Consider the following 20134-nt stretch of genomic DNA (forward strand, 5'->3'; position numbering starts at 1 on the left):
ATCAGCCTCCGAATGCCAGTTTGAGCAGGGCGAAGATCGAGGCGACGCCGACCGCTATGGTGAAAAACGTGCTGAGTGCGATCAGCGCCAGCTTCATGCCTTCGGCATGCACGTAATCCTCGATAATGACCTGCATGCCGACACGCATATGGGTGAGACCGGAAACGAGCACCAGCGCCAACACCAGCGCCACGAACGGACTGGCGAGCGCCGCCCGCACCTCGGCGAAGCCGGCGCCATTGAGCGCGATCAGGAACCCGACGAAGAACAGTATCAGCGGGATGTTGGCAATGGCCGTCAGCCGCTGTCGCCAGAAATGCCCGGTGCCTTCGCGGGCCGAGCCCAGACCGCGGACCTTGGCCAGCGGCGTGCGCATATCGTTGTTGTTCGTGCCGCTCATCACAAGGTTCCCCGCGCCATGTAGCCGGCGACCCAGATCAGCAGCGTGAGCAGGATGGAACCGGCGAGCGTCGCCCAGGCGATCTTCGATGCCGTGTGTTTCTCCAGCCCGGCGCCGGTGTCCCAGACGAGATGGCGCACGCCGCCCAGCATGTGGTGCATCAGCGCCCAGGTGTAGCCGAACAGGATGAGCCGGCCGAGCCAGGTGCCGAAGGCCCAGTTGATCCAATCGAAAGCGCCTTGCGAACTCGCCGCCGCCATCAGCCACGCGGCGACCAGCAGCGTGCCGAAATACAGCGCCCCGCCAGTGATGCGGTGAATGATCGACATCGTCATGGTGATCGGTGGGCGGTAAATCGTCAGGTGCGGCGAGAGCGGCCGTTCACGTCTGGCGGTTCGGGTGGCTGGTGATTTGCTCATGGCTGCCCCAGTTCGATGTCCGGAGCCGCGGTGGAAAGCGGCACTTACCGCCTCGATATATGACTTCAGACAGCCGGTTTCTAATGCTCTTTTTGCACCGCGTCAAAGCCGGAAAATCGTTTTGAAAACGTCATTTAGTCTGACAAAAGGCTGCTGTTTCGCTTCAATCGATTTGGCCACCGTCGAAAGCCAGCGCACCGTTCGCTGCAGTGCGGCATTTCCTTTGCAATCGACGCCAGGCTATCGTTTGCAGGTCTGTGGTGTCGAGCCCCTCTTCATCACCAGCGCCTCGCGCGCGTCGATCACGATTGCGTCATGCGACGCAGCTTCCTGGTAGCGGCTGGACTGGTTGGCGGGTGATGCGGCAAACTCCTCGGTCGTGCCATCGGGCCTGACAACGCGCAACGCCGTGCCGAGGTTCTGGATGGTGATCATGCCGCCATTGCCGCATCTGTAAGTTGCCGTGCCGACAGCAGACCGCGGCGCGGTAAGGTCGGTGACGATCTTGGCTGAAGGTGCGGCAGGCGCTGTCGGAGCCGTTGCGGAAGCCGGGGGCGCCACAGGTGCGGCGGACTGCTGAGCCGGCACGGGCGCGACAGTGGGTGGTACGGTATTCACCGCCGTCGGCGCGCCGTTCTGCGGCACGCAGGCTGCGGCAGTCAGCAAGGGGATCGACAACAGCGTCACCCGAAACGTCCGGCGTAACGCCATATGCTGTCCTCCTGCGCGGCTAACTAGCCGCGATGTTCCACCAAGATCAAGCTCACCCGACGTCAGCGTAGTTGTGTGCGTCGCGGCCGATGGTGCGGGCAAGCATGGCCGAATGATGACGCCCGGGTTTCCATCCCGTCGGATATTAACCATGTTTGGCGAGAGATCGCCGCCGGATGCGCCTGCCCTCTTAACAAAGGTTAAGAAAAGGTTAATTTCCGATTCGATCGGGTCCACAGCAGAGAGGACACCATGCTTTCGAATTCAGGAAGAGCGCGCCTTGCGGCGCTTGTGCTGGCGACAGCCAGTCTCGGCTTCGCCGCCCCGGCAATGGCCTGGTCGCGCCATCATGACCGCGTCTATGCCGATTCCCTAGGCAATCTCGTCATCGACAGCGCCGCCGGCTACAAGCGCATCATTGTCGGCCAAGGCAGGCTGGCCAAGAAATTGTCCGACTACACCAGCGCCGGGCAGCCGGAAGCGGAACCGGAAGTCCTTTATGAAGACGAGGCGGATCACATCTCCAGGCGTGGCTGCTACCAGCCGCCGGTGTTCGTGAAGGGCCGCTCCTATATGTACGGCCTCTCCGATGGCGAAATGCCCAACCTCAGCCCTTGCCGCTGATGATCCGGCACGGCCGAGAGGCCGTTTAAGCGAGACGCTAACCGACGCTGCCTGTATCCGGGATGAACACCGTTTCCGCCCGCTCATAGGACAATCGCACGCTGTCGCGGCCGTTCTTCTTGGCCTTGTAGAGCGCTTCGTCGGCGCGCCGCATCAGCGGCTCCAGCCCTTCGTCGCCGGTGCGCGCTGCGACGCCGAAGCTCGCGGTCACCCTGGTGCCCGGCGGCAACCCGTCGACACTGCCGGCCGAATAGTGCGTGCGCACGGCTTCGGCAAACAGCCGCGCCGTGGCAAGATCGCTCAGCGACAGAAGCACAGCGAACTCCTCGCCGCCGATGCGGCCGGCAACCGCACGCGTGCCGGCGGCCGCGCGAAGCTTGGCGGCGAAGTCGGCGATCACCTGGTCGCCCGCGGCATGTCCGTATTTGTCGTTGAGCGCCTTGAAGTGATCGAGATCGGCCAGCACCAGCGCGACCGGCACCTTGGTAACAGCGCAATGCTGCAGCACCAGCAAGGCGCGCTCCTCGAAACCCCTGCGGTTGAGCAGGCCAGACAGCGGATCGGTGTGCGTCTCGGTCTTCAGCGCCTTCATCACGTCGAGCGCAGCTGCCGAGAACAGGCAGAGCGCGATCAGCAACGACAGCAGCGCGTGCGTCAAAAGCGCCGTCGTCCAGTAGGACGAGCCATAAAACCCGTCATAGCTGGTGAACGGCCCGTGCGAGATGACGACGAGCAGCGTGCGGCCGATGAAGTTCAGCCCGGACAGCAGCGACAACACGAACAGGATTTTTTCCGTCGGGCCGTTCTTGCGCACGGCGCGCAGCTCGGCAGCGACCAGCAGGCTGAGGCCGCCAAAGCCGAAATTGATCGACAGGATGCGCCAAGTCAAGTCCGGCTGGACGAACAGGAACCAGCAGAATGCCACCATCCCGCCACCCGCCAGAATGCCGATCGCGATATAGGGCACGCGCCTGCCGTAGCGTGAGATGATCGCACCGACGAGGCAACAGGCGGCGAGCGTGAAGCAGAGGTTGGAGACCAGCTTGGTCAGCACCATGCCGCCGGGCAGCGTGAAATACTGCAGCAGGAAGCCGGGCGCGGACACGCAATAGCTCGTGCCGAGCACAGCCAGATAGGGCCGGTGGCGCTGATAGAACCACAGCACGAGGAACGCCGCGCCGAGCGCCAGCGCGATCGTCGGATTGAGCAGCGCTATGAACAGGCCGGTGTCCAAAGGACGGTGACTTCCCCGCTTGACGTCAGGGAAGACCTTAGAGCGCAAGCCCCAACAAGCGGTTAAGCCGGGACGAATATGCAAGTCGCCACTCATGAAGCTGGTGCACGGAACCGGGACCTGAGGCCGGCGTTTCCTGACAGCAATCAAGGAGAAGTTGTTCATGGCCGACACGATCACGCTGACCGATCACGAAGCAATTCGCTCATGGGCCGCAGGGCGCGCCGGATTTCCGGCGATCGTCGATGTATCGCCCGAAACCGGAACGCAGCCGTTGCTGAGGCTCGTCTTCGGCCAGCACGCCTATCAGGACCAGGATCAGCCTGAACGCCCGGTCAACGCAGGCGGCTACGAGCTGGTCGAATGGGACGAGTGGTTCAAGATCTTCGACGAGCGCGAACTGGCGCTGGTGGTCGCGACCGACGAACCCGGCAGCCGGGAGGAATTTCATGAAATCATCCGGCGTGCCGGCTAGGGCATATACCCCAAGGGTCTTAGAGCGGCGCGCTGTAAACAAAACCCCGAACGGTTTTGCCGTTCGGGGTTTTGCATACGCTCAGATCAGGCTTGAACCAGTCTGCGCTATTTCCAGTCGCGGATGTCGACGAAATGGCCGGCGATCGCCGCCGCCGCCGCCATGGCCGGCGACACCAGATGGGTGCGGCCCTTGAAGCCCTGCCGGCCTTCGAAATTGCGGTTCGAGGTCGAGGCGCAGCGCTCATGCGGCTTCAGCCGGTCGTCGTTCATGGCCAGGCACATCGAGCAGCCCGGCTCGCGCCAGTCGAAACCGGCGGCAATGAAGATCTTGTCGAGACCCTCGGCCTCCGCCTGTTCCTTGACCAGACCGGAGCCCGGCACGATCATCGCATCGACATGCGCACTCACCGTCTTGCCTTCGACCACCTTGGCCACCGCACGCAGATCCTCGATGCGGCCATTGGTGCAGGAGCCGATGAAGACGCGGTCGAGCGTGATGTCGGTGATCTTCGTGCCCGGCGTCAGCCCCATATAGTCGAGCGCGCGGATCTTTGACGTCCGCTTGTTCTCGTCCGTGATCTCTTCCGGATCGGGAACGACGCCCTGCACCGAAACGACGTCCTCGGGCGAGGAACCCCAGGAGACGATCGGCGGCAGCTTGGCCGCGTCGAGCACGATCACCTTGTCGAAATGCGCGCCCTCGTCGGACTGCAGCGTCTTCCAGTATTCGAGCGCGGCGTCCCACGACGCGCCCTTCGGCGCGCGCGGCTTGTCTTTGACATAGGCGAAGGTGGTTTCGTCGGCCGCGATCAGGCCGGCGCGCGCGCCGCCCTCGATCGACATGTTGCAGATCGTCATGCGGCCTTCCATCGACAGCGCGCGGATCGCCTCGCCGGCATATTCGATGACATAGCCGGTGCCGCCGGCAGTGCCGATCTCGCCGATGATGGCGAGGATAATGTCCTTGGCGGTGACGCCTTCCGGCAGCACGCCGTCGACGCGCACCAGCATGTTCTTGGCCTTGCGCTGGATCAGCGTCTGGGTCGCCAGCACATGCTCGACCTCGGAGGTGCCGATGCCATGTGCCAATGCGCCGAAGGCGCCATGCGTCGAGGTGTGGCTGTCGCCGCAGACGATCGTCATGCCAGGCAGCGTGAAGCCCTGCTCCGGCCCGATGATGTGGACGATGCCCTGGCGGATATCGTTTTCGGAGTAATATTCGACGCCGAAATCCCTAGCGTTCTTGGCCAAGGCCTCGACCTGGATGCGGCTTTCCTCGTTCTTGATGCCGAATTTGCGCTCCGGCGAGGTCGAGACATTATGATCGACCACGGCCAGCGTCTTTTCCGGATGCCGGACTTTTCTGCCGGTCATGCGCAGACCTTCGAAGGCCTGCGGGCTGGTCACTTCATGGACGAGATGGCGGTCGATGTAGAGCAGGCAGGTGCCATCGTCCTGGCGGTCGACGACGTGGTCGTCGAATATCTTGTCGTAGAGGGTGCGCGGTGCGCTCATGTGCGTAAATCCGTCGATTTGCAAAAAAGGGGAGGGGCAGACGCGCCGAAGCCTTCGGCCCGGCGAAAGCGGCTTAGCTAAGTCGGCTGGTGAGCGCGCCGGAAATGCGCGAAGAGAAACGCGACGGCAGGCGTTTTCTGTCCTGCAGCACGAAACCCTTATAGGCCGGATCGCCAAAAAGCTCTTCCATGGCGTGGCTCATACCAATGTTTTCGGTTTTCGGCAATTGCGGCGTGTTTTCGCTTCTCCCCTTGTGAGAAGGCGAAGAGGGCGGCGCTCAAAGCACCTCGAACACAAAAGTCTTCACCAGCGCGTCCGGCTCGGCGATCGCATAGCAGCGGAACCATGGGCTTTGCTCGGCCGGCCGCCATTTCCCGGCCCGCTCCAGCCCGTCGAACACGGCCTGGAAGCCGCCGCTGTCAAACACCTGGTCGCGCACGGTGAAGATGGCGTGGCCGCCTTTTCTGGTGATGCGGACAAGCTCGTGCAGGCCGGACGCCGGCGCATGGCTGATGGTGAACACGCCAGTCGAGAAGAAGGCGCGGAAATGCCCGTCTGGCCAGGGCAGCGGCCCGCCGAGCATTGCCTGCTTCAGATCGCCATAGGCATTGCGGCTGCCGGCGATCTTCAGCATGTCGTCGGAGAGGTCGAGCCCGGCAATGTCGTGATAACCCAGCGCCTTCAATGACGGGCCCGACAGGCCGGTGCCGCAGCCGGCGTCGAGCAGCGGTCCTTCACCCACCTTCACATGGCGCGCCACCCAGGCGGTGATCAGGAACGGCAGCAGATAGCCTAGCGAAGCGGTTTCGCTGTCATAGGTCGCGGCCCAGTCCGCATAGGCCTTGGCCAGCCCTTCCGGCGTGTCGGCCGAATAGACGGTGCCCAGCGCCGCATTGGCCTTGTCGATCGTCATCGCCTGCATCCTCCGGAATCCTGTCCTCCGCCATCGTAGCCGTGCCCGCGTCGGACTTCTATTCCTGCTGCGCCCGCCGCAGTCGTTGCTCCAGCCCCCGCAGTGCCAGCGACAGGCTGACAGTGAGGATGAGATAGATATAGGCGACGATCGAATAGGTCTCGAAGAAGCGGAACGAGCCGGCGGCGTAGATCTTGCCCATCTGCGTGATGTCGGCGACGCCGAGCACCGAGACCAGCGAGGAATCCTTGACCATGGCGACGAAGTCATTGCCGAGCGGCGGCAGGATGGTGCGGATCGCCTGTGGGAACACGATCAGCCGGAAGCGCTGCGTGCGCGTCAGCCCGAGCGCCTTGGCAGCCTCGATCTGGCCTTTCTCGACTGACTGGATGCCGGCGCGGAAGACCTCGGAGATGAAGGCGGAATAACCGATGGTCAGCGCCATGATCGCACGCCACAACAGCGACACGTCGCGCACCAAAAGCTCGCCGAGATAGCCGGCGTTTTGCAGCGGCGCGGTCAGCGCATTCCACGCAGCCACGAAGGCCGGCGCGCCGGCGAAGGCGATCCAGAACAACAGCACCAGGATCGGCACGCCGCGGATGATCTCGACATAGAAACGAGCGATCTGCTTGAGCCAACGCGACCCCGACAGCCCCATCAGCGCAATGCCGAGCCCGACGGCGGAAGCCAGCGCGAAGGCGACCACGGTGACAAGAATGGTGATGCCGATGCCTTTGGCGACGGTGGCAAAAACCTGGGCGTAGAGATCGCTGGCGGCAATGGAGAGCGCAGCGACGACGGCGAGCGCGATCGCGGCGGCAAGCCACCAGGGGAAATCGGATTTGAGAGTCGAAGCGGGGGGCGTGGCCATCAGGGCGCTTCACCCTCCCCCTTGTGGGGAGGGTCGGCGAACAAGCTTTGCATCGCAAAGCTGGTGAGCCGGGGTGGGGGTCGTGACAAAGCGCCGGCGCTGGCACCCCCACCCCGCTCCGCTTCGCGGATCGACCCTCCCCACAAGGGGGAGGGTAAGGAGTCGGACATCACTGCCCCATCTTGTAGTCGAGAAACCACTTCTTGTTCAGCGCCTCGATCGTGCCGTCGGCCTTCAGCGCCGCGATCGCCGCGTTGACCGGCTTCACCAGGTCCGAGCCCTTCGGGAAGATGAAGCCAAAATCCTCGGTGCCGAGCGGGCCGCCGATCAGCTTGAGCTTGCCGCCGGAGGCATCGACATAGCCTTTGCCGGCGGTGCCGTCGGTCAGGACGACATCGACGTCGCCGGATTTCAGTGCCTGCACCGAAGCGCCGAAGGTCTCGAACTGCTTGATGCGCGGGTTCTGCTCATTGCCGTCGAGCACGCTGTAGACGGCGGTGTAGAACGGCGTCGTTCCGGCCTGCGCGCCGATCAACCCGTCCTTGAAGGCGGCGAAGGTCTTGGCGTCGGTGAAGCGGCTTTCATCGGCGCGCACCAGCATGAACTGCTCCGAACGCATATAGGGGTCGGAGAAATCGACCTTCTCCTTTCGGTCGTCCTTGATGGTGATGCCGGTCATGCCAATGTTGTACTGGTTGTCGGAAACCGCCTGGATCATCGCGTCCCAGGAGGTGTTCTGGTACTCCACCTTGAAGTTCAGCCGCTTGGCGATTTCGTCCATCGCGTCATACTCCCAGCCGATCTGCTTGCCGGTCTTGGCGTCGATGAACTGCAGCGGCGGATAGGCGTTTTCCGTCACCACCACGACCTTCTTGCCGCCGAGATCGGGCAGTGCATCGGCCGCCCATGCAACGACGGGCGCGAGGAAACAGGCCGCGAGGGCGGCCAGCAGCAGCTTCGATTTGGTCATGACACGCTCCAGGATGAGAAGCCCGCTTGCAGCCGGGCTCGCATGAAAATCCAGGCGCGACTTTAGCCGTCCGCAGACGGCTTGCAAGCCGGTCCGGTGCTCAGCGTCCGGTGAAAGCGGATTCCAATGCCTTCAACCAACGCGGTTTTAGAACGCCCCGTGGTCGGAATTTATTCCGTGATTGCGCCGCCGGCAAACCAGGCCCCTCCTGGACACGGGAACCCGTCAGATGACGGATCAGGATGGTGACGTAGCCTCACGCAGCTTGGCGACAAATCCGGTCAAGGTCCGGTGCAGCGACTTCAGCTCCTCGACTTCCAGCGGCATGGCGCAGGCAAGGCCTGCGGATACGTCCTTGATGCGGGCGCGCAGCGCCTGGCCCTTGGCAGTCGGTTCGACCAGCACGCGGCGCTCGTCGGCCGGATCGCGACGGCGGGTGACGAGACCAGCCGCTTCCATCCGCTTGAGCAGAGGCGTCAATGTCGCCGAATCCAGCCCCAGCGCCTCGCCGAGTTCGCCGACCGTGCTCGGCGCATGCTGCCACAGCGCCAGCATCGCCAAATATTGCGGATAGGTCAGGCCGAGCGGGTCAAGCAGCGGCCGATAGAGCTTGGTCATCAGCCCGCTCGCCGAATAGAGCGCGAAGCAGAGCTGCTGGTCGAGGCGCGGAACGGCGATCCTCCCGCCGGTGTCCGCCGGGACTTCGCTGGCCCTGGTTTCGGTCTTCGTCGTCATGCTGCCTTTGCCGGAAGCGCCACGGTCGAAAGCGCCACCTCGATATTGCCTTTGATCGCATTGGAATAGGGGCAAATCTGATGCGCTGCCGATACAAGCGCTTCCGCCGCCGCCTGATCAAGGCCTTTGGTCTCCGCGGCCAGTGCGACACCAAGTTTGAAGCCTTCACCATTGGGAAGCAGGCTGACGGTGGCGCTCACCGCCGCATCGTCCAGCGGCAGCTTCTGCTTGCGCGCGACGAAGCGGATGGCGCTTTCGAAGCAGGCGGCATAGCCGACCGCGAACAGCTGCTCGGGATTGGTGGCGCCACCCTGTCCGCCGAGCTCCTTCGGCAAAGCGAGGTCGACCTTCAGCAGGCCGTCGCTGGTCTCGCCGTGGCCGGCGCGGCCGCCGGTGACGCGAGCCTGTGTGGTGTAGAGTGCCATGTCAGTTCTCCATTTGCTTTGTATACGATCATTTAGTGTACAAGATAATTCGAGTCAACAGCCGTGGCGCAACTCTCGGCCGGCAATCGTTCACAGTCTGGTGAAACGAAAAAAGGCGGCCGAAGCCGCCTTTTCAAAATCCTTGGTCGAGATCTTATTCGGCCGGGGTCGCTTCCGCGGCCTTTGCAGCCTCGTCGGCGGCCTTGGCGGCTTCGTCGGCGGCCTTCTTCTCGGCGGCTTCCTGCGCGGCCTTCTCGGCTGCCAGCGCCTGCACGGCGGCGATCTTCTCGGCCTCGATGCGTGCCTTCTCAGCGTTCAGCGCGTCGCGCTCCTCATCGTTCAGCTTGCGGGCGCGCACGCCGGTGTTTTCCGAAATACGGGCCGACTTGCCGCGACGGTCGCGCAAATAATAGAGCTTGGCGCGGCGCACCTTGCCGCGGCGCACGATCTCGACGCCTTCGACCATCGGCGAGTAGACCGGGAAAACGCGCTCGACGCCTTCGCCGTAGGAGATCTTGCGGACGGTGAAATTTTCCTGGAAGCCGGCGCCGGCGCGGGCGATGACGACGCCCTCATAGGCCTGGACGCGGGTGCGGGTGCCTTCGGTCACGCGGACCTGGACGCGCACGGTGTCGCCGGGCTGAAACTCGGGAAGCTTGCGCTTGGCTTCGATCTTGGCGGCCTGTTCGGCCTCGAGCTGACGGATGATATCCATCTCAATAGTCCACTTCTTGTTCTTCCGACAGTCAGAGCGTCCGACACTCGCCTTGCAGTTCCATTGACCGCTCGGCTATGCCTTTTGTCCAGAGACATCTTGTCTTCGAAACATTGGGCAGGGGCGACTACACCGTCATTGTTGACGGGTCCGGGAGATTTTTCTCGCCAGTACGGGCGGGCACATACAGCTATTTCACTGACTTGTCACGCCTTGGCCCTGTCTTTTTTGGTCGCATGCCACCACGCAATCGTCCAGTGCAGGGTTGCGCCGGCCCTTCAAGCTTCCTAATCCGGGAGCAGCACACTTGTCCGGCGGCCTCACAATGTCTGTTTTCGACACAGTCCTGCTCTTCCTCGCGGGTTTTCTGTCAGGCGCCGTCAACGCGGTTGCCGGCGGCGGCACCTTCATAACCTTCGGCGCCATGACGCTGGCCGGCCTGCCGCCGATCGTCGCCAACGCCACGTCCTCGGTGACGCAGTTTCCCGGTTACATCACCTCGACGCTGGCTTACTGGACCGACATCAAGCATTTCTGGCGCGGCGCGCTGCTGCTTTGCCTGATCTCGGCTTTGGGCGCGCTGGCTGGTGCGCTCATCCTGCTGGCGCTCTCAAATCCGTCGTTCCGCGCCCTCGTGCCGTGGCTGCTGCTGGCCGCAACCGCCTTGTTCGCCGCCGGGCCGTGGCTGAAACCAACGCCGAAGCCTGGGCATGAAGCCACGGTCGGCTCTCTGGCCGGTTCGCTGGCGCAGTTCGCTACCGCCATCTATGGCGGCTTCTTCGGCGCCGGCATGGGCGTCATGATGCTGGCGACGCTCGGCCTGACGCAATCCGGCGACTATCACCGGCTGAACGCGCTGAAGAACATGCTGGCCGTGGTCATCGCCGCCGTTGCCATACTGGTCTTCGTTTCCGGCGGCGTTGTTGCCTGGCCTCAGGCAATCGTCATGATCCCCGGCGGCGCGCTCGGCGGCTATGCCGGCGTCTGGATCGCCAAGCGCGTGCCGCAAAACGCAGTACGCGGCTTCGTCATCGCCGTCGGCCTGTTTCTCGCCGTCTACTATTTTGCCAAGGGCTGAGCGGCGAGCAAATCCGGCCGGCGCTCCCTGGTCAGCTTCTCGGACTCCGCACGCCGCCAGGCGGCGATCTTCTTGTGGTTGCCGGAGACCAGCACGTCGGGGATCGGCCTGCCCTCGAACTCCTGTGGCCGCGTGTAATGCGGGTGTTCGAGCAGGCCGTTCTCGAAACTTTCTTCCTCGCCCGACACCGCATTGCCCATGACGCCGGGCAACAGCCGCACAACGGCGTCGAGCAGCACAAGCGCCGCCGGCTCGCCGCCCGACAGGATGAAATCGCCGATGGAGACCTCTTCCAGTCCACGCGCCTCGATCAGCCGCTGGTCGACGCCCTCGAACCGGCCGCAAACGATGACGGCGCCTGGCCCGCCAGCCAGTTCGCGCACGCGCGCCTGCGTCAGCGGCTTTCCACGCGGGCTCATCAGCAAACGCGGCCGCGGATCGCCCGCCGGCGACGTGTGGTCGATCGCCTTGGCCAGCACATCGGCGCGCATCACCATACCGGCGCCACCGCCGGCCGGCGTGTCGTCGACGGTGTGATGGCGATCGCTGGCGAAGGTGCGGATCTGGATAGCTTCCAGCGACCATGTCCCGACTTCGAGCGCCCGTCCGGCCAGCGACAGGCCTAGCCCGCCCGGAAACATCTCGGGATAGAGCGTCAGCACCGACGCCTTGAACGTCACCGGTTGCCTCCGGCTTCGCGCGGCCCGCGCGGTCGGCCCTTCGCGTCGAAATCTTCTTCGCGCGGCGCGTCGCCATCCTCATCCTCGACAAGGCCGGCGGCTGCCGGGTCGACGCGGAGAAAACCTTCGGCGATCGAAACCTGAGGCACGGCGGCCTGGGTGAACGGGATCAGCACGCCTTTGCGCCCGCCGAGGGTAACGTCGAGAATGTCGCCGCCCCCGAAATTATGCACCGCCACCACCTTGCCGATGACCGCGCCCTTATCGTCGCGGACTTCAAGTCCGACGAGATCGGCGTGGTAGAATTCGTCCTCCTCGCCATCGTCGGGCAGCATCGAGCGGTCGACGAACAGCTCGGTTCCGGCCAGCGCCTCGGCGGCATTGCGATCGGCAATGCCCTTGAAGCGCACCACCACGACGGTGTTGGCGGGCCTTATGTCGGTGATCTGGAAAACGCGGCCGTCCTTGGCATAGAGCGGCCCATAATCGGCCAGCGCCATCGGCTCGCCAGTGAAAGTCTTCACCCGCAATTCGCCCTTGATGCCGTGGGCGGCGCCGATCACGGCCATTTGCACGGGGTTCTGGGGCTTCGACATGGCTGATATCCTTTGCCCTGCTCTAACGCCCTACCGGCGTCATTTCAATGACAGGTTCTTCACCGCTTCCTAACCCGGCTGCCTGACAATGGCGGCATGCAGGAATTTCTCATCCCGGCAAAACCCGACCTCCAGGCAGCGCGCGAAAGCTGGCTGAAGATGCTGGCGCGCGAGCGCCGGCTGTCGCCGGCGACCGTCGAAGCCTATGAGCGCGACACGCGCCAGTTCCTGCATTTCCTCACAGGGCATTGCGGCGGCTCGCCTGGTCTTTCCGACATCGCCACTCTGCGCCCGGCCGTTCTGCGCGGCTTTCTTGCCGCGCGGCGCAACGCCGGCGCCGGCGCCCGCACGCTCGGACGCGGCCTCGCCGGCATCCGCTCGCTGCTGCGCTTCCTCGAACGGCGCGGTCTCGCCAATGCCGCTGGTGCCGCTGCGTTGCGCGCGCCGCGCCAGCCGAAATCGCTGCCCAAGCCGCTGACCGCCAGCGATGCCAAACATGTCGTGTCGGTGGAAGGCCAGCTGGCTGAAGAGCCCTGGATCGCCGCCCGCAACGCCGCCGTGCTGACGCTGCTTTATGGATCGGGCCTGCGCATTTCCGAAGCGCTGGGCCTCAGCGCCGCCGACCTGGCATCGGAAGCCGACACCGTGCTGCGCGTCACCGGCAAGGGTGGCAAGACACGGCTGGTGCCGGTGCTGCCGGTGGCGCTCAGGGCAATCGCCGAATACCGAAAACTGTGTCCCTACCATCTCGATCCCAAGGGCCTGCTGTTTCGCGGCGCCCGCGGCGGGCCGCTCAACCCGGCCATCGTCCAGCGCGACATGGCCAGGCTGCGCTCGGCGCTGAACCTGCCCGACACCGCGACGCCGCACGCGTTGCGCCATTCCTTCGCCACCCATCTGCTCGGGCGCGGCGGCGACCTGCGCACCATCCAGGAACTGCTCGGCCACGCCAGCCTGTCGACGACGCAGGTCTATACCGGCGTCGACACGGCAAGGCTGCTCGAGATCTACGAATCTGCCCATCCCCGCGCGTGACACTGTATAAGTCCAGGACAATTTCCCCACGCCGGTTAACCGTTTCGCCGCTTTTCAGTCCTAGAACCGCACCATGAAACGCGCCCTTGCCATCGCCGACCGCGCCGCCCTTGTGTCGCTGAAGCTGCTCGTCGCGCTCAACGCCCTGTTTTTCCTGTCTTTCCTCATCGTGCTGCTGCTTGCCATGGGCAGGGCGCATGCCGAAGCCCCGGCCTGCGCCGGCGCCGATCTGCTGTCGGCCCTGCAGAAGCAAGACCCCGCCACCTATTCCAGGATCGAGACGGAAGCAGCAGCGACGCTGAACGGCAAGGGCCTGTTGTGGAAGCTGGAGAAATCAGGCGAAAAGCCATCCTTCCTGTTCGGCACCATGCACATGACCGACCCGCGCGTGACCACTCTGCCGCCGGCAGCCAGGAAAGCCTATGGCGCTGCCGGCACCATCATCATCGAGACCACCGACGTGCTCGACAAGCAGAAGATGATGGAGGCCATGCTCAAGGAACCCGAGCTGATGATGTTCACCGACAACACGACGTTGTCGTCGCTGTTGTCGCCGGAGGATGCGGCGGTGGTGAACAAAGGGCTCGATGCGCGCGGCATTCCGCCGGCGAGCGTCTCCAAGATGAAGCCGTGGCTGCTGTCGGCCATGGTCGCGCTGCCGGTCTGTGAGGTCGCCCGTCAGGCAGGCGGCGCACCGGTTCTCGACGTCAAGCTGGCGCAGGACGCCAAGGCTAATGGCAAGCCGGTGGAAGGGTTGGAGACCGCAGCCAGCCAGCTGCGCGCCATGGCCTCGCTGCCGCTTGCGTTCCACATCAAGGGGCTGGTCGAGACCCTGAAGCTCGGCGACAAGATAAACGACATCAACGAAACCATGATCGTGCTTTACCAGCGCGGCGACACCGGCACCTTCTGGCCGCTGTTGCGTTCGATCTCGCCCGACGAAGACGACGCAGGTTACGCCGAATTCGACCGGACGATGATCACCGGCCGCAACAAGGTCATGGCCGACCATGCCGCACCGATCCTGGCCAAGGGCAATGCCTTCATGGCCGTCGGCGCCATGCATCTTCCCGGCCCCGAAGGCCTGGTCGAGGATTTTCGCAAGGCCGGCTATACCGTCACCGCCGTCGACTGAGCAGCGCCCGTCTTGAATGCCGAATCACGTAAGCCCGGCTCTGTGCGGTGCGCAACTGATTCGCAAAGCGGAGGCGGTTGGCCCTATTTTTGGCGGAAAAGGCCAGCTAAGCTCGTTCTACCTCGTTCGTGATTGATTTTGCGGGGGAAATACAGGCCAACAAGCGGTTGCGAATCAGAATTTTCCTGCGTTCGTCAATTTGAAGGCCTAGTATGAACCCGTTCAACGGTTGCGCGTTGAGGGGTGTTGATTGATGCTTTTCATCCACGGAGGACACTTTTATGGCGAACCCTAACGATCCAGCGCCCAGGTCGGGTGGTGGCAGCGGCTGGCTGATTGCGCTGGTCGTCGTCATCCTTGCGATTGTCGCGTACTATGTTTTCGGCAGAAGCGGCGAACATCCTGCACCCGCAGAGCCGCCGGCAGCCAGCACACCGGCGCCCGCACCTGCACCGGCTGAGCCGATGAAGCCCGCCGAACCGGCACCAGCCCCTGCTCCCGCACCGGCTCCTGCGCCAGCCCCGGCACCCGCGCCCGCTCCGGCGCCGAGCCCGTAATCTGGCCAACTGATCTGGCATCTTGATTCCAGCCAAGAACGGCCCGCTGAAAAGTGGGCCGTTTTGTTTGGGGCACCTATCGGCGAGCGTCGCGATTCTTCACCGCCCCCTCTGTCCTGCCGGACATCTCCCCCTCGAGAGGGGAGATCGGCAGTTCACGAACAGCGCCAGGTTAGAAACGTGAGAAACTTGAAAGCTCGCGACGCGGCGGTGAAGTCCAATCTCCCCGCTTGAGGGGGAGATGGCCGGCAGGCCACAGGGGGGTGCTGTCCCTCCAGCGTTTCCTTAAATATGGATCGGCTTGAAGAACGTCGCCAGCGCTGCTTCCTTCACCGCTTCCGACATTGTCGGATGCGCGTGGCAGGTGCGGGCGAGGTCTTCGGATGAGCCGCCGAATTCCATCAGCACCGCCGCCTCATGAATCATCTCGCCGGCGCCGAAGCCGACAATGTGGACGCCGAGCACGCGGTCGCTGGCTTTGTCGGCGAGGATCTTCACGAAGCCGTCCGTGTGCAGCATGGCGCGCGCGCGGCCGTTGGCGGTGAACGGGAATTTGCCGCTTTTGTAGTCGATGCCGGCCTTCCTCAGCTCTTCCTCTGTCTTGCCGACCGAAGCGATTTCCGGGCTGGTGTAGACGACGCTCGGAATGACGTCGTAATTCACATGGCCGGCCTGGCCGGCAATGGTCTCGGCCACCGCCACGCCTTCATCCTCGGCCTTGTGCGCCAGCATCGGTCCGGCGATGACATCGCCGATGGCGTAGATGCCGGCGACGTTTGTCCTGAGATGGCTGTCTATCTTGACCCGGCCGCGCTCGTCGACCTCGACGCCGGCTTCCTTCAGTCCAAGGCTATCCGAATATGCGCGGCGTCCGGTCGAGATCAGCACCGCGTCGGCCTCGATGGTCTCGGCCGCCCCGCCCTTGACCGGTTCGAAGGTGACGGTCGCGCCCTTCTTGGCCTTGGCAACGCCGGTCACCTTGGCGCCGAGCTTGAACTCGAAACCCTGCTTCGAAAGCAGGCGTTGGAACTGCTTGGAAACCTCGCCGTCCATGCCGCCCAGGATGGTGTCGAGGAATTCAACCACGGTGACCTTGGCGCCGAGCCGCGCCCATACCGAGCCAAGCTCCAGCCCGATGACGCCGCCGCCGACCACCACCAGATGGCCAGGCACCTTCTCCAGCGACAGCGCTCCGGTCGACGACAGGATCACCTTCTCGTCGATGTCGACCTTGACGCCGGGAATGCCGGCGACATCGGAGCCCGTGGCGATAACGATGTTTTTCGTCTCGATCTCCTCGACCTTGCCATCCTCAGCCGACACCGACACCTTGCCGGCCGCGACCACCTTCCCGGTGCCGCGAAACGAGTCGATCTTGTTCTTCTTGAACAGGAAGGCGACGCCATTGACGTTGGCCGAAACGGTCGCGTCCTTGTGCGCCATCATCTTCTTCAGATTGAGTTTCGGCGCCGGTATCTCGACACCCAGCGCATCGAAGGAATGGCCGGCCTCGGCGAACATCTCCGAGGCATAAAGCAGCGCCTTGGATGGGATGCAGCCGATGTTCAGGCAGGTGCCGCCGAAAGTGGCGTTCTTCTCGACCACCGCGACCTTGAGCCCGAGTTGTGCCGCCTTGATGGCACAGACATAGCCGCCCGGTCCCGACCCGATGATAACGACATCATAAGCCATGTTCGTTTCCCTTAGCTTGGGGCTCAGCGGCCGCCGCTTACATTCAGGATTGCGCCCGTCGTGTAGGACGCTTCATCCGACAAAAGATAGAGAACGGCATGCGCGACTTCATCCGCCGTGCCGGCTCGTTTCATCGGCAGCATGTCGCGGAACCGCTCGACCCGGTCCGGCTGGCCGCCCGAAGCGTGGATCTCGGTGTCGATGATGCCTGGCCGTATCGCATTGACCCGCACGCCTTCGGTCGCGACTTCGCGCGCCAGTCCGAGCGTGAAGGTGTCGATCGCCGCCTTGGACGCGGCATAGTCGACATATTCGCCTGGCGAGCCGTGTAGCGACGCAGCCGACGAGATGTTGACGATGGCGCCGCCCTCGCCGCCATGCTTGCTCGACATGCGCCGCACCGCTTCGCGGGCGCACAGAAACGAGCCGATGACATTGATGCGCATCATGCGCTCCAGCCGCGCCAGGCTCATCTCGTCGACACGCGCCTTGACGTCGACGATTCCGGCATTGTTGACCAGGGCGTCGAGCCGGCCATAGGCGCTATCGACGGCTTCGAACACGGCGACGATGTCAGCCTCGACGCCGACATCGCCCTTGACCGCTATCGCTTCACCGCCACCGGCCTCGATCTCGGCGACCAGCGCCTGGGCCGCGGCCTCGTTTGCGGCATAGTTGACCGCGACGCGGTAGCCGGCCTTCGCCGCAAGCCGGCAAGTGGCCGCACCAATGCCGCGGCTGCCGCCGGTGACCAGAAGAACTTTCTTCGCCGCGCTCATTTCTGGCAACCTTTCAGCAAAAACACATCCCACGGCAGTTTCGAAAAACCATTGGAGCCAAAGGCAGACGACATCTGCAACGATGGACCAAGATCGGGGAAGATCAGGCTCTGCGGCGCGTCCGTGCCTTCGGCCGCCAGCAGCGCAATGTTGCCCTTGTCGTCGGCGCTGTAGACCACGCCCTGCCAGACCGTGCAGGCGGCAAGCTCGTCACCGGTGACGTCGCCGGTCGGGCATTTGTACATCAGCGAGCCATGCGGTCGCGAAACACCGGAGGTCCACATCACAATGCCGTCGAGAACGATGCCCTTGTCGAGCACCATCTTGAACGAGTTGGTGACGGTGACCGCATCCGTCGTCGGCCGGAAATCAATGCCGGCCTCGCTTTCGGCATCGCCATAGACAGCAAGCGCCAGCGGGCAGGCGGCATGCGCCTCGTAACCCGCTGCGAGAACAGCCAGCCCGGCCATAAATCCGATCATTGGCGAAGCGATGTTTGTCATGAATTGCTCTGGCTGCTCTCGCGGCCGTCGGCGTTTTCGAGCACCTCGAAATCGGTCATCAAGACCAGCGGCTCGCCGGCCGCATCCAGTCCCCAGAAGGAATAATAGTTCCCATCACCGAAGCCAGTGTCGAACATGGCTATATTAAGCGGATTTCCATCAACCGGATTATCCATGCGGAACTTGTCGAACGAGCATGCAACGTCAGCAAGATAGCTGTCGAGTTCCTCCTGGTCGGACATCAGCGTCAGAACCGACTTGTCCATGAACGAAGCAACATTATCATCGACAATAAATCCAGACTTCCAGGACGATGTGCCGACGTCGCGGACGAAGGCAGCCAACTCCCACCGCACCGGCAAGCCAGTGCCAAACCGCAATACCGCTGCAGCAACACGGCCTTGCGCCTCAAGCAACGTGACTGGATAGCATCCCGGCCTGACCTTACGGCTAAACACAGGCCGTTCCAGCCCGGTAATCAGTGGATCGCAAGCGATGATTTCGCCGGTCGGTAGCTCAAGCTCACCGATCGCGGTGACGATGATCTTCCGCTCCGCCATTTCGGCTTCGCTGAGAGCGAAGACACCGAGATTGCTGCTCGCTGGCGCCGAATCCCATTCAGTCGATGTCGCCGGCGGAGAGATGGCGGCGGAAGCCGCCGGCCGGGAACGCCTCAATACGCTACCCGCTACTCGACCCAGCTTGAACCCAAACCGCGCCAGCCAGCCGCTCATGACGGATCAGCTCCGATCACAGATCGAGCACCAGCCGTTCCGGATCTTCCAGGCTGTCCTTGACGCGGACCAGGAAGGTCACCGCTTCCTTGCCGTCGACGATGCGGTGGTCGTAGCTCAGCGCCAGGTACATCATAGGCCGGATCACGATCTGGCCGCCGACCACGACGGGCCGGTCCTGGATCTTGTGCATGCCCAGAATGCCCGACTGCGGCGCGTTGAGGATCGGCGTCGACATCAGCGAGCCGTAAACGCCGCCGTTGGAGATCGTGAACGTGCCGCCTTGCATATCGGCGACCGAGAGCTTGCCGTCACGCGCGGCGATGCCCAGCCGGCCGATATCCTTCTCTATTTCGGCAATCGACATCTGATCGGCGTCGCGCACCACCGGCACGACGAGGCCCTTTTCGGTGCCGACGGCGACGCCGATATGGGCATAGTTCTTGAAGATGATGTCGGTGCCGTCGATCTCGGCATTGACCGAGGGGATCTCCTTCAAGGCGTGGGTGACGGCCTTGGTGAAGAAGCCCATGAAGCCGAGCTTCACGCCGTGCTTCTTCTCGAAGATGTCCTTGTACTTGGTCCTGAGCGCCATCACCGCCGACATGTCGACCTCGTTGAAGGTGGTCAGCATGGCGGCGGTCGACTGCGCTTCCTTCAGCCGGCGCGCAATGGTCTGGCGCAGCTTGGTCATGCGCACGCGCTCCTCGCGCGACGCATCGTCGCCCGAGGACGGCGCACGCACGGCGACCGGAGCCGGTGCGGCCTTCGGAATTTCGGCCGGCTGCGACGGCGCGCCCTTGGAAATCGCGTCGAGCACATCGCCCTTCAGCACCTGGCCGCGCTTTCCCGAGCCAGAAACCTGGTCGACCGACAGATTGTTCTCGGCGATCAGCTTTGCGGCAGCTGGCGCCGGCGGCATGGCGCGCGGCTCGACCGGCCCGGCATCGCCGGCAATCTTGGCGGTCTCGGCCGCAGCCTGCTTGGTCGTATGTGCCGCGTCGGGGCTCGACGCCTGCGACACAGCTTGCGGCTTGGTCTCCTGCTTGGACGCCGGGGCGGCGGCAGCGCCTCCAGCCGAGATCGAACCGAGCAGCGCACCGACGCCGACGGTCTCGCCTTCCTTGGCGGTGATCTCGCCCAGCGTGCCGGCGGCGGCGGCAGGCACTTCCACCGTCACCTTGTCGGTTTCGAGCTCGACCAGCGGCTCGTCGACGGCAATGGCATCGCCGACCTTCTTGAACCACTTGCCGATGGTCGCCTCGGTGACGGATTCGCCGAGAGTGGGAACGCGGATTTCGGTAGCCATTGTGCCTGTCCGTTTCTTCTCTGT

General features: G+C 63.7%; 23 protein-coding genes. 5 read left to right on the forward strand and 18 right to left on the reverse strand.

Annotated features, from left to right (window positions below; translation table 11 throughout):
• Window position 1: 1 nt before the first annotated feature.
• The 3 genes from sdhD to NKH35_RS20155 form a co-directional block, all read right to left on the reverse strand.
• Window positions 2-400, reverse strand: a complete 399-nt coding sequence (gene sdhD / locus NKH35_RS20145; RefSeq protein ID WP_023683885.1) for a succinate dehydrogenase, hydrophobic membrane anchor protein — start codon at window positions 398-400, stop codon at window positions 2-4.
• The gene (gene sdhC / locus NKH35_RS20150; RefSeq protein WP_023683884.1) at window positions 400-819 is read right to left on the reverse strand and encodes a succinate dehydrogenase, cytochrome b556 subunit; all 420 of its coding nucleotides are present in this window, start codon (window positions 817-819) and stop codon (window positions 400-402) included. Before sdhC ends, sdhD begins: the two co-directional genes overlap by 1 nt.
• Before the next feature lie 240 nt (window positions 820-1059).
• Window positions 1060-1530 carry a hypothetical protein gene (locus NKH35_RS20155; protein WP_023709350.1) on the reverse strand — a complete coding sequence of 157 codons (471 nt, stop codon included), beginning with the start codon at window positions 1528-1530 and terminating at the stop codon, window positions 1060-1062.
• A gap of 252 nt (window positions 1531-1782) precedes the next feature.
• Here NKH35_RS20155 and NKH35_RS20160 point away from each other — a divergent pair, with 252 nt between their 5' ends.
• Window positions 1783-2154: a hypothetical protein gene (locus NKH35_RS20160; protein ID WP_023687709.1), complete on the forward strand. Its 372-nt coding sequence runs from the start codon at window positions 1783-1785 to the stop codon at window positions 2152-2154.
• A 37-nt stretch (window positions 2155-2191) separates the two neighbouring features.
• Here NKH35_RS20160 and NKH35_RS20165 read toward each other — a convergent pair whose 3' ends face one another.
• Window positions 2192-3388 carry a GGDEF domain-containing protein gene (locus NKH35_RS20165; protein ID WP_023698369.1) on the reverse strand — a complete coding sequence of 399 codons (1197 nt, stop codon included), beginning with the start codon at window positions 3386-3388 and terminating at the stop codon, window positions 2192-2194.
• A gap of 163 nt (window positions 3389-3551) precedes the next feature.
• Between NKH35_RS20165 and NKH35_RS20170 the strand changes: the two genes are divergently transcribed.
• Entirely contained in the window at window positions 3552-3863 is a 312-nt protein-coding gene (locus NKH35_RS20170) for a hypothetical protein (protein WP_023706723.1), read from the forward strand.
• 107 nt (window positions 3864-3970) lie between these two features.
• On the opposite strand, the gene leuC is transcribed toward NKH35_RS20170, so the two are convergent.
• The 7 genes from leuC to rplS all read right to left on the reverse strand — a co-directional run bounded on the left by leuC (window position 3971) and on the right by rplS (window position 10012).
• Complete coding sequence (gene leuC / locus NKH35_RS20175; protein ID WP_023683880.1) at window positions 3971-5380, reverse strand: 3-isopropylmalate dehydratase large subunit; 1410 nt, start codon at window positions 5378-5380, stop codon at window positions 3971-3973.
• Between the two features lie 277 nt (window positions 5381-5657).
• The gene (locus tag NKH35_RS20180) at window positions 5658-6293 is read right to left on the reverse strand and encodes a class I SAM-dependent DNA methyltransferase (protein ID WP_352916028.1); all 636 of its coding nucleotides are present in this window, start codon (window positions 6291-6293) and stop codon (window positions 5658-5660) included.
• Between the two features lie 58 nt (window positions 6294-6351).
• A complete protein-coding gene (locus tag NKH35_RS20185) occupies window positions 6352-7167 on the reverse strand; it encodes an amino acid ABC transporter permease (RefSeq protein WP_023698366.1) in 816 nt (271 codons plus the stop codon).
• Between the two features lie 169 nt (window positions 7168-7336).
• Entirely contained in the window at window positions 7337-8137 is an 801-nt protein-coding gene (locus NKH35_RS20190; protein ID WP_023834686.1) for a transporter substrate-binding domain-containing protein, read from the reverse strand.
• A gap of 237 nt (window positions 8138-8374) precedes the next feature.
• Window positions 8375-8872 (reverse strand): MarR family winged helix-turn-helix transcriptional regulator, encoded by a 498-nt coding sequence (locus tag NKH35_RS20195; RefSeq protein WP_352916031.1) that lies wholly within the window; start codon window positions 8870-8872, stop codon window positions 8375-8377.
• Entirely contained in the window at window positions 8869-9297 is a 429-nt protein-coding gene (locus tag NKH35_RS20200; protein ID WP_023694503.1) for an organic hydroperoxide resistance protein, read from the reverse strand. The genes NKH35_RS20195 and NKH35_RS20200 overlap by 4 nt, the downstream gene beginning before the upstream one ends.
• Before the next feature lie 154 nt (window positions 9298-9451).
• Entirely contained in the window at window positions 9452-10012 is a 561-nt protein-coding gene (gene rplS / locus NKH35_RS20205; protein ID WP_023670525.1) for a 50S ribosomal protein L19, read from the reverse strand.
• Window positions 10013-10337: 325 nt separating this feature from the next.
• Between rplS and NKH35_RS20210 the strand changes: the two genes are divergently transcribed.
• A complete protein-coding gene (locus tag NKH35_RS20210) occupies window positions 10338-11090 on the forward strand; it encodes a sulfite exporter TauE/SafE family protein (RefSeq protein ID WP_352916034.1) in 753 nt (250 codons plus the stop codon).
• Here the strand turns inward: NKH35_RS20210 and trmD are convergent.
• Together trmD and rimM are read right to left on the reverse strand one after the other, a co-directional pair.
• Window positions 11072-11770, reverse strand: coding sequence for a tRNA (guanosine(37)-N1)-methyltransferase TrmD (gene trmD, locus NKH35_RS20215; RefSeq protein ID WP_023732893.1), 699 nt, complete (start codon window positions 11768-11770; stop codon window positions 11072-11074). The two genes, NKH35_RS20210 and trmD, sit on opposite strands and share 19 nt — an antisense overlap.
• A complete protein-coding gene (gene rimM, locus NKH35_RS20220) occupies window positions 11767-12366 on the reverse strand; it encodes a ribosome maturation factor RimM (protein ID WP_023730247.1) in 600 nt (199 codons plus the stop codon). The genes trmD and rimM overlap by 4 nt, the downstream gene beginning before the upstream one ends.
• Before the next feature lie 96 nt (window positions 12367-12462).
• On the opposite strand from rimM, the gene NKH35_RS20225 reads away from it, so the two are divergent.
• Both NKH35_RS20225 and NKH35_RS20230 read left to right on the forward strand, forming a co-directional pair.
• Complete coding sequence (locus NKH35_RS20225; RefSeq protein ID WP_352916037.1) at window positions 12463-13401, forward strand: tyrosine recombinase XerC; 939 nt, start codon at window positions 12463-12465, stop codon at window positions 13399-13401.
• 73 nt (window positions 13402-13474) lie between these two features.
• Window positions 13475-14536, forward strand: a complete 1062-nt coding sequence (locus tag NKH35_RS20230) for a TraB/GumN family protein (protein ID WP_352916040.1) — start codon at window positions 13475-13477, stop codon at window positions 14534-14536.
• Window positions 14537-15378: 842 nt separating this feature from the next.
• On the opposite strand, the gene lpdA is transcribed toward NKH35_RS20230, so the two are convergent.
• The 5 genes from lpdA to odhB are packed head-to-tail and all read right to left on the reverse strand — an operon-like array spanning window position 15379 to window position 20110.
• The gene (gene lpdA, locus NKH35_RS20235; RefSeq protein WP_023732889.1) at window positions 15379-16785 is read right to left on the reverse strand and encodes a dihydrolipoyl dehydrogenase; all 1407 of its coding nucleotides are present in this window, start codon (window positions 16783-16785) and stop codon (window positions 15379-15381) included.
• A gap of 23 nt (window positions 16786-16808) precedes the next feature.
• Window positions 16809-17564: an SDR family oxidoreductase gene (locus tag NKH35_RS20240; RefSeq protein WP_352916043.1), complete on the reverse strand. Its 756-nt coding sequence runs from the start codon at window positions 17562-17564 to the stop codon at window positions 16809-16811.
• Window positions 17561-18067: a hypothetical protein gene (locus tag NKH35_RS20245; protein WP_023732888.1), complete on the reverse strand. Its 507-nt coding sequence runs from the start codon at window positions 18065-18067 to the stop codon at window positions 17561-17563. The genes NKH35_RS20240 and NKH35_RS20245 overlap by 4 nt, the downstream gene beginning before the upstream one ends.
• Complete coding sequence (locus NKH35_RS20250; RefSeq protein ID WP_031195599.1) at window positions 18064-18801, reverse strand: DUF4241 domain-containing protein; 738 nt, start codon at window positions 18799-18801, stop codon at window positions 18064-18066. Before NKH35_RS20250 ends, NKH35_RS20245 begins: the two co-directional genes overlap by 4 nt.
• 16 nt (window positions 18802-18817) lie before the next feature.
• Window positions 18818-20110, reverse strand: coding sequence for a 2-oxoglutarate dehydrogenase complex dihydrolipoyllysine-residue succinyltransferase (gene odhB / locus NKH35_RS20255; protein ID WP_023710224.1), 1293 nt, complete (start codon window positions 20108-20110; stop codon window positions 18818-18820).
• Window positions 20111-20134: the final 24 nt, after the last annotated feature.

Source organism: Mesorhizobium sp. M1143 (assembly GCF_040318435.1).
GTDB lineage: Bacteria > Pseudomonadota > Alphaproteobacteria > Rhizobiales > Rhizobiaceae > Mesorhizobium.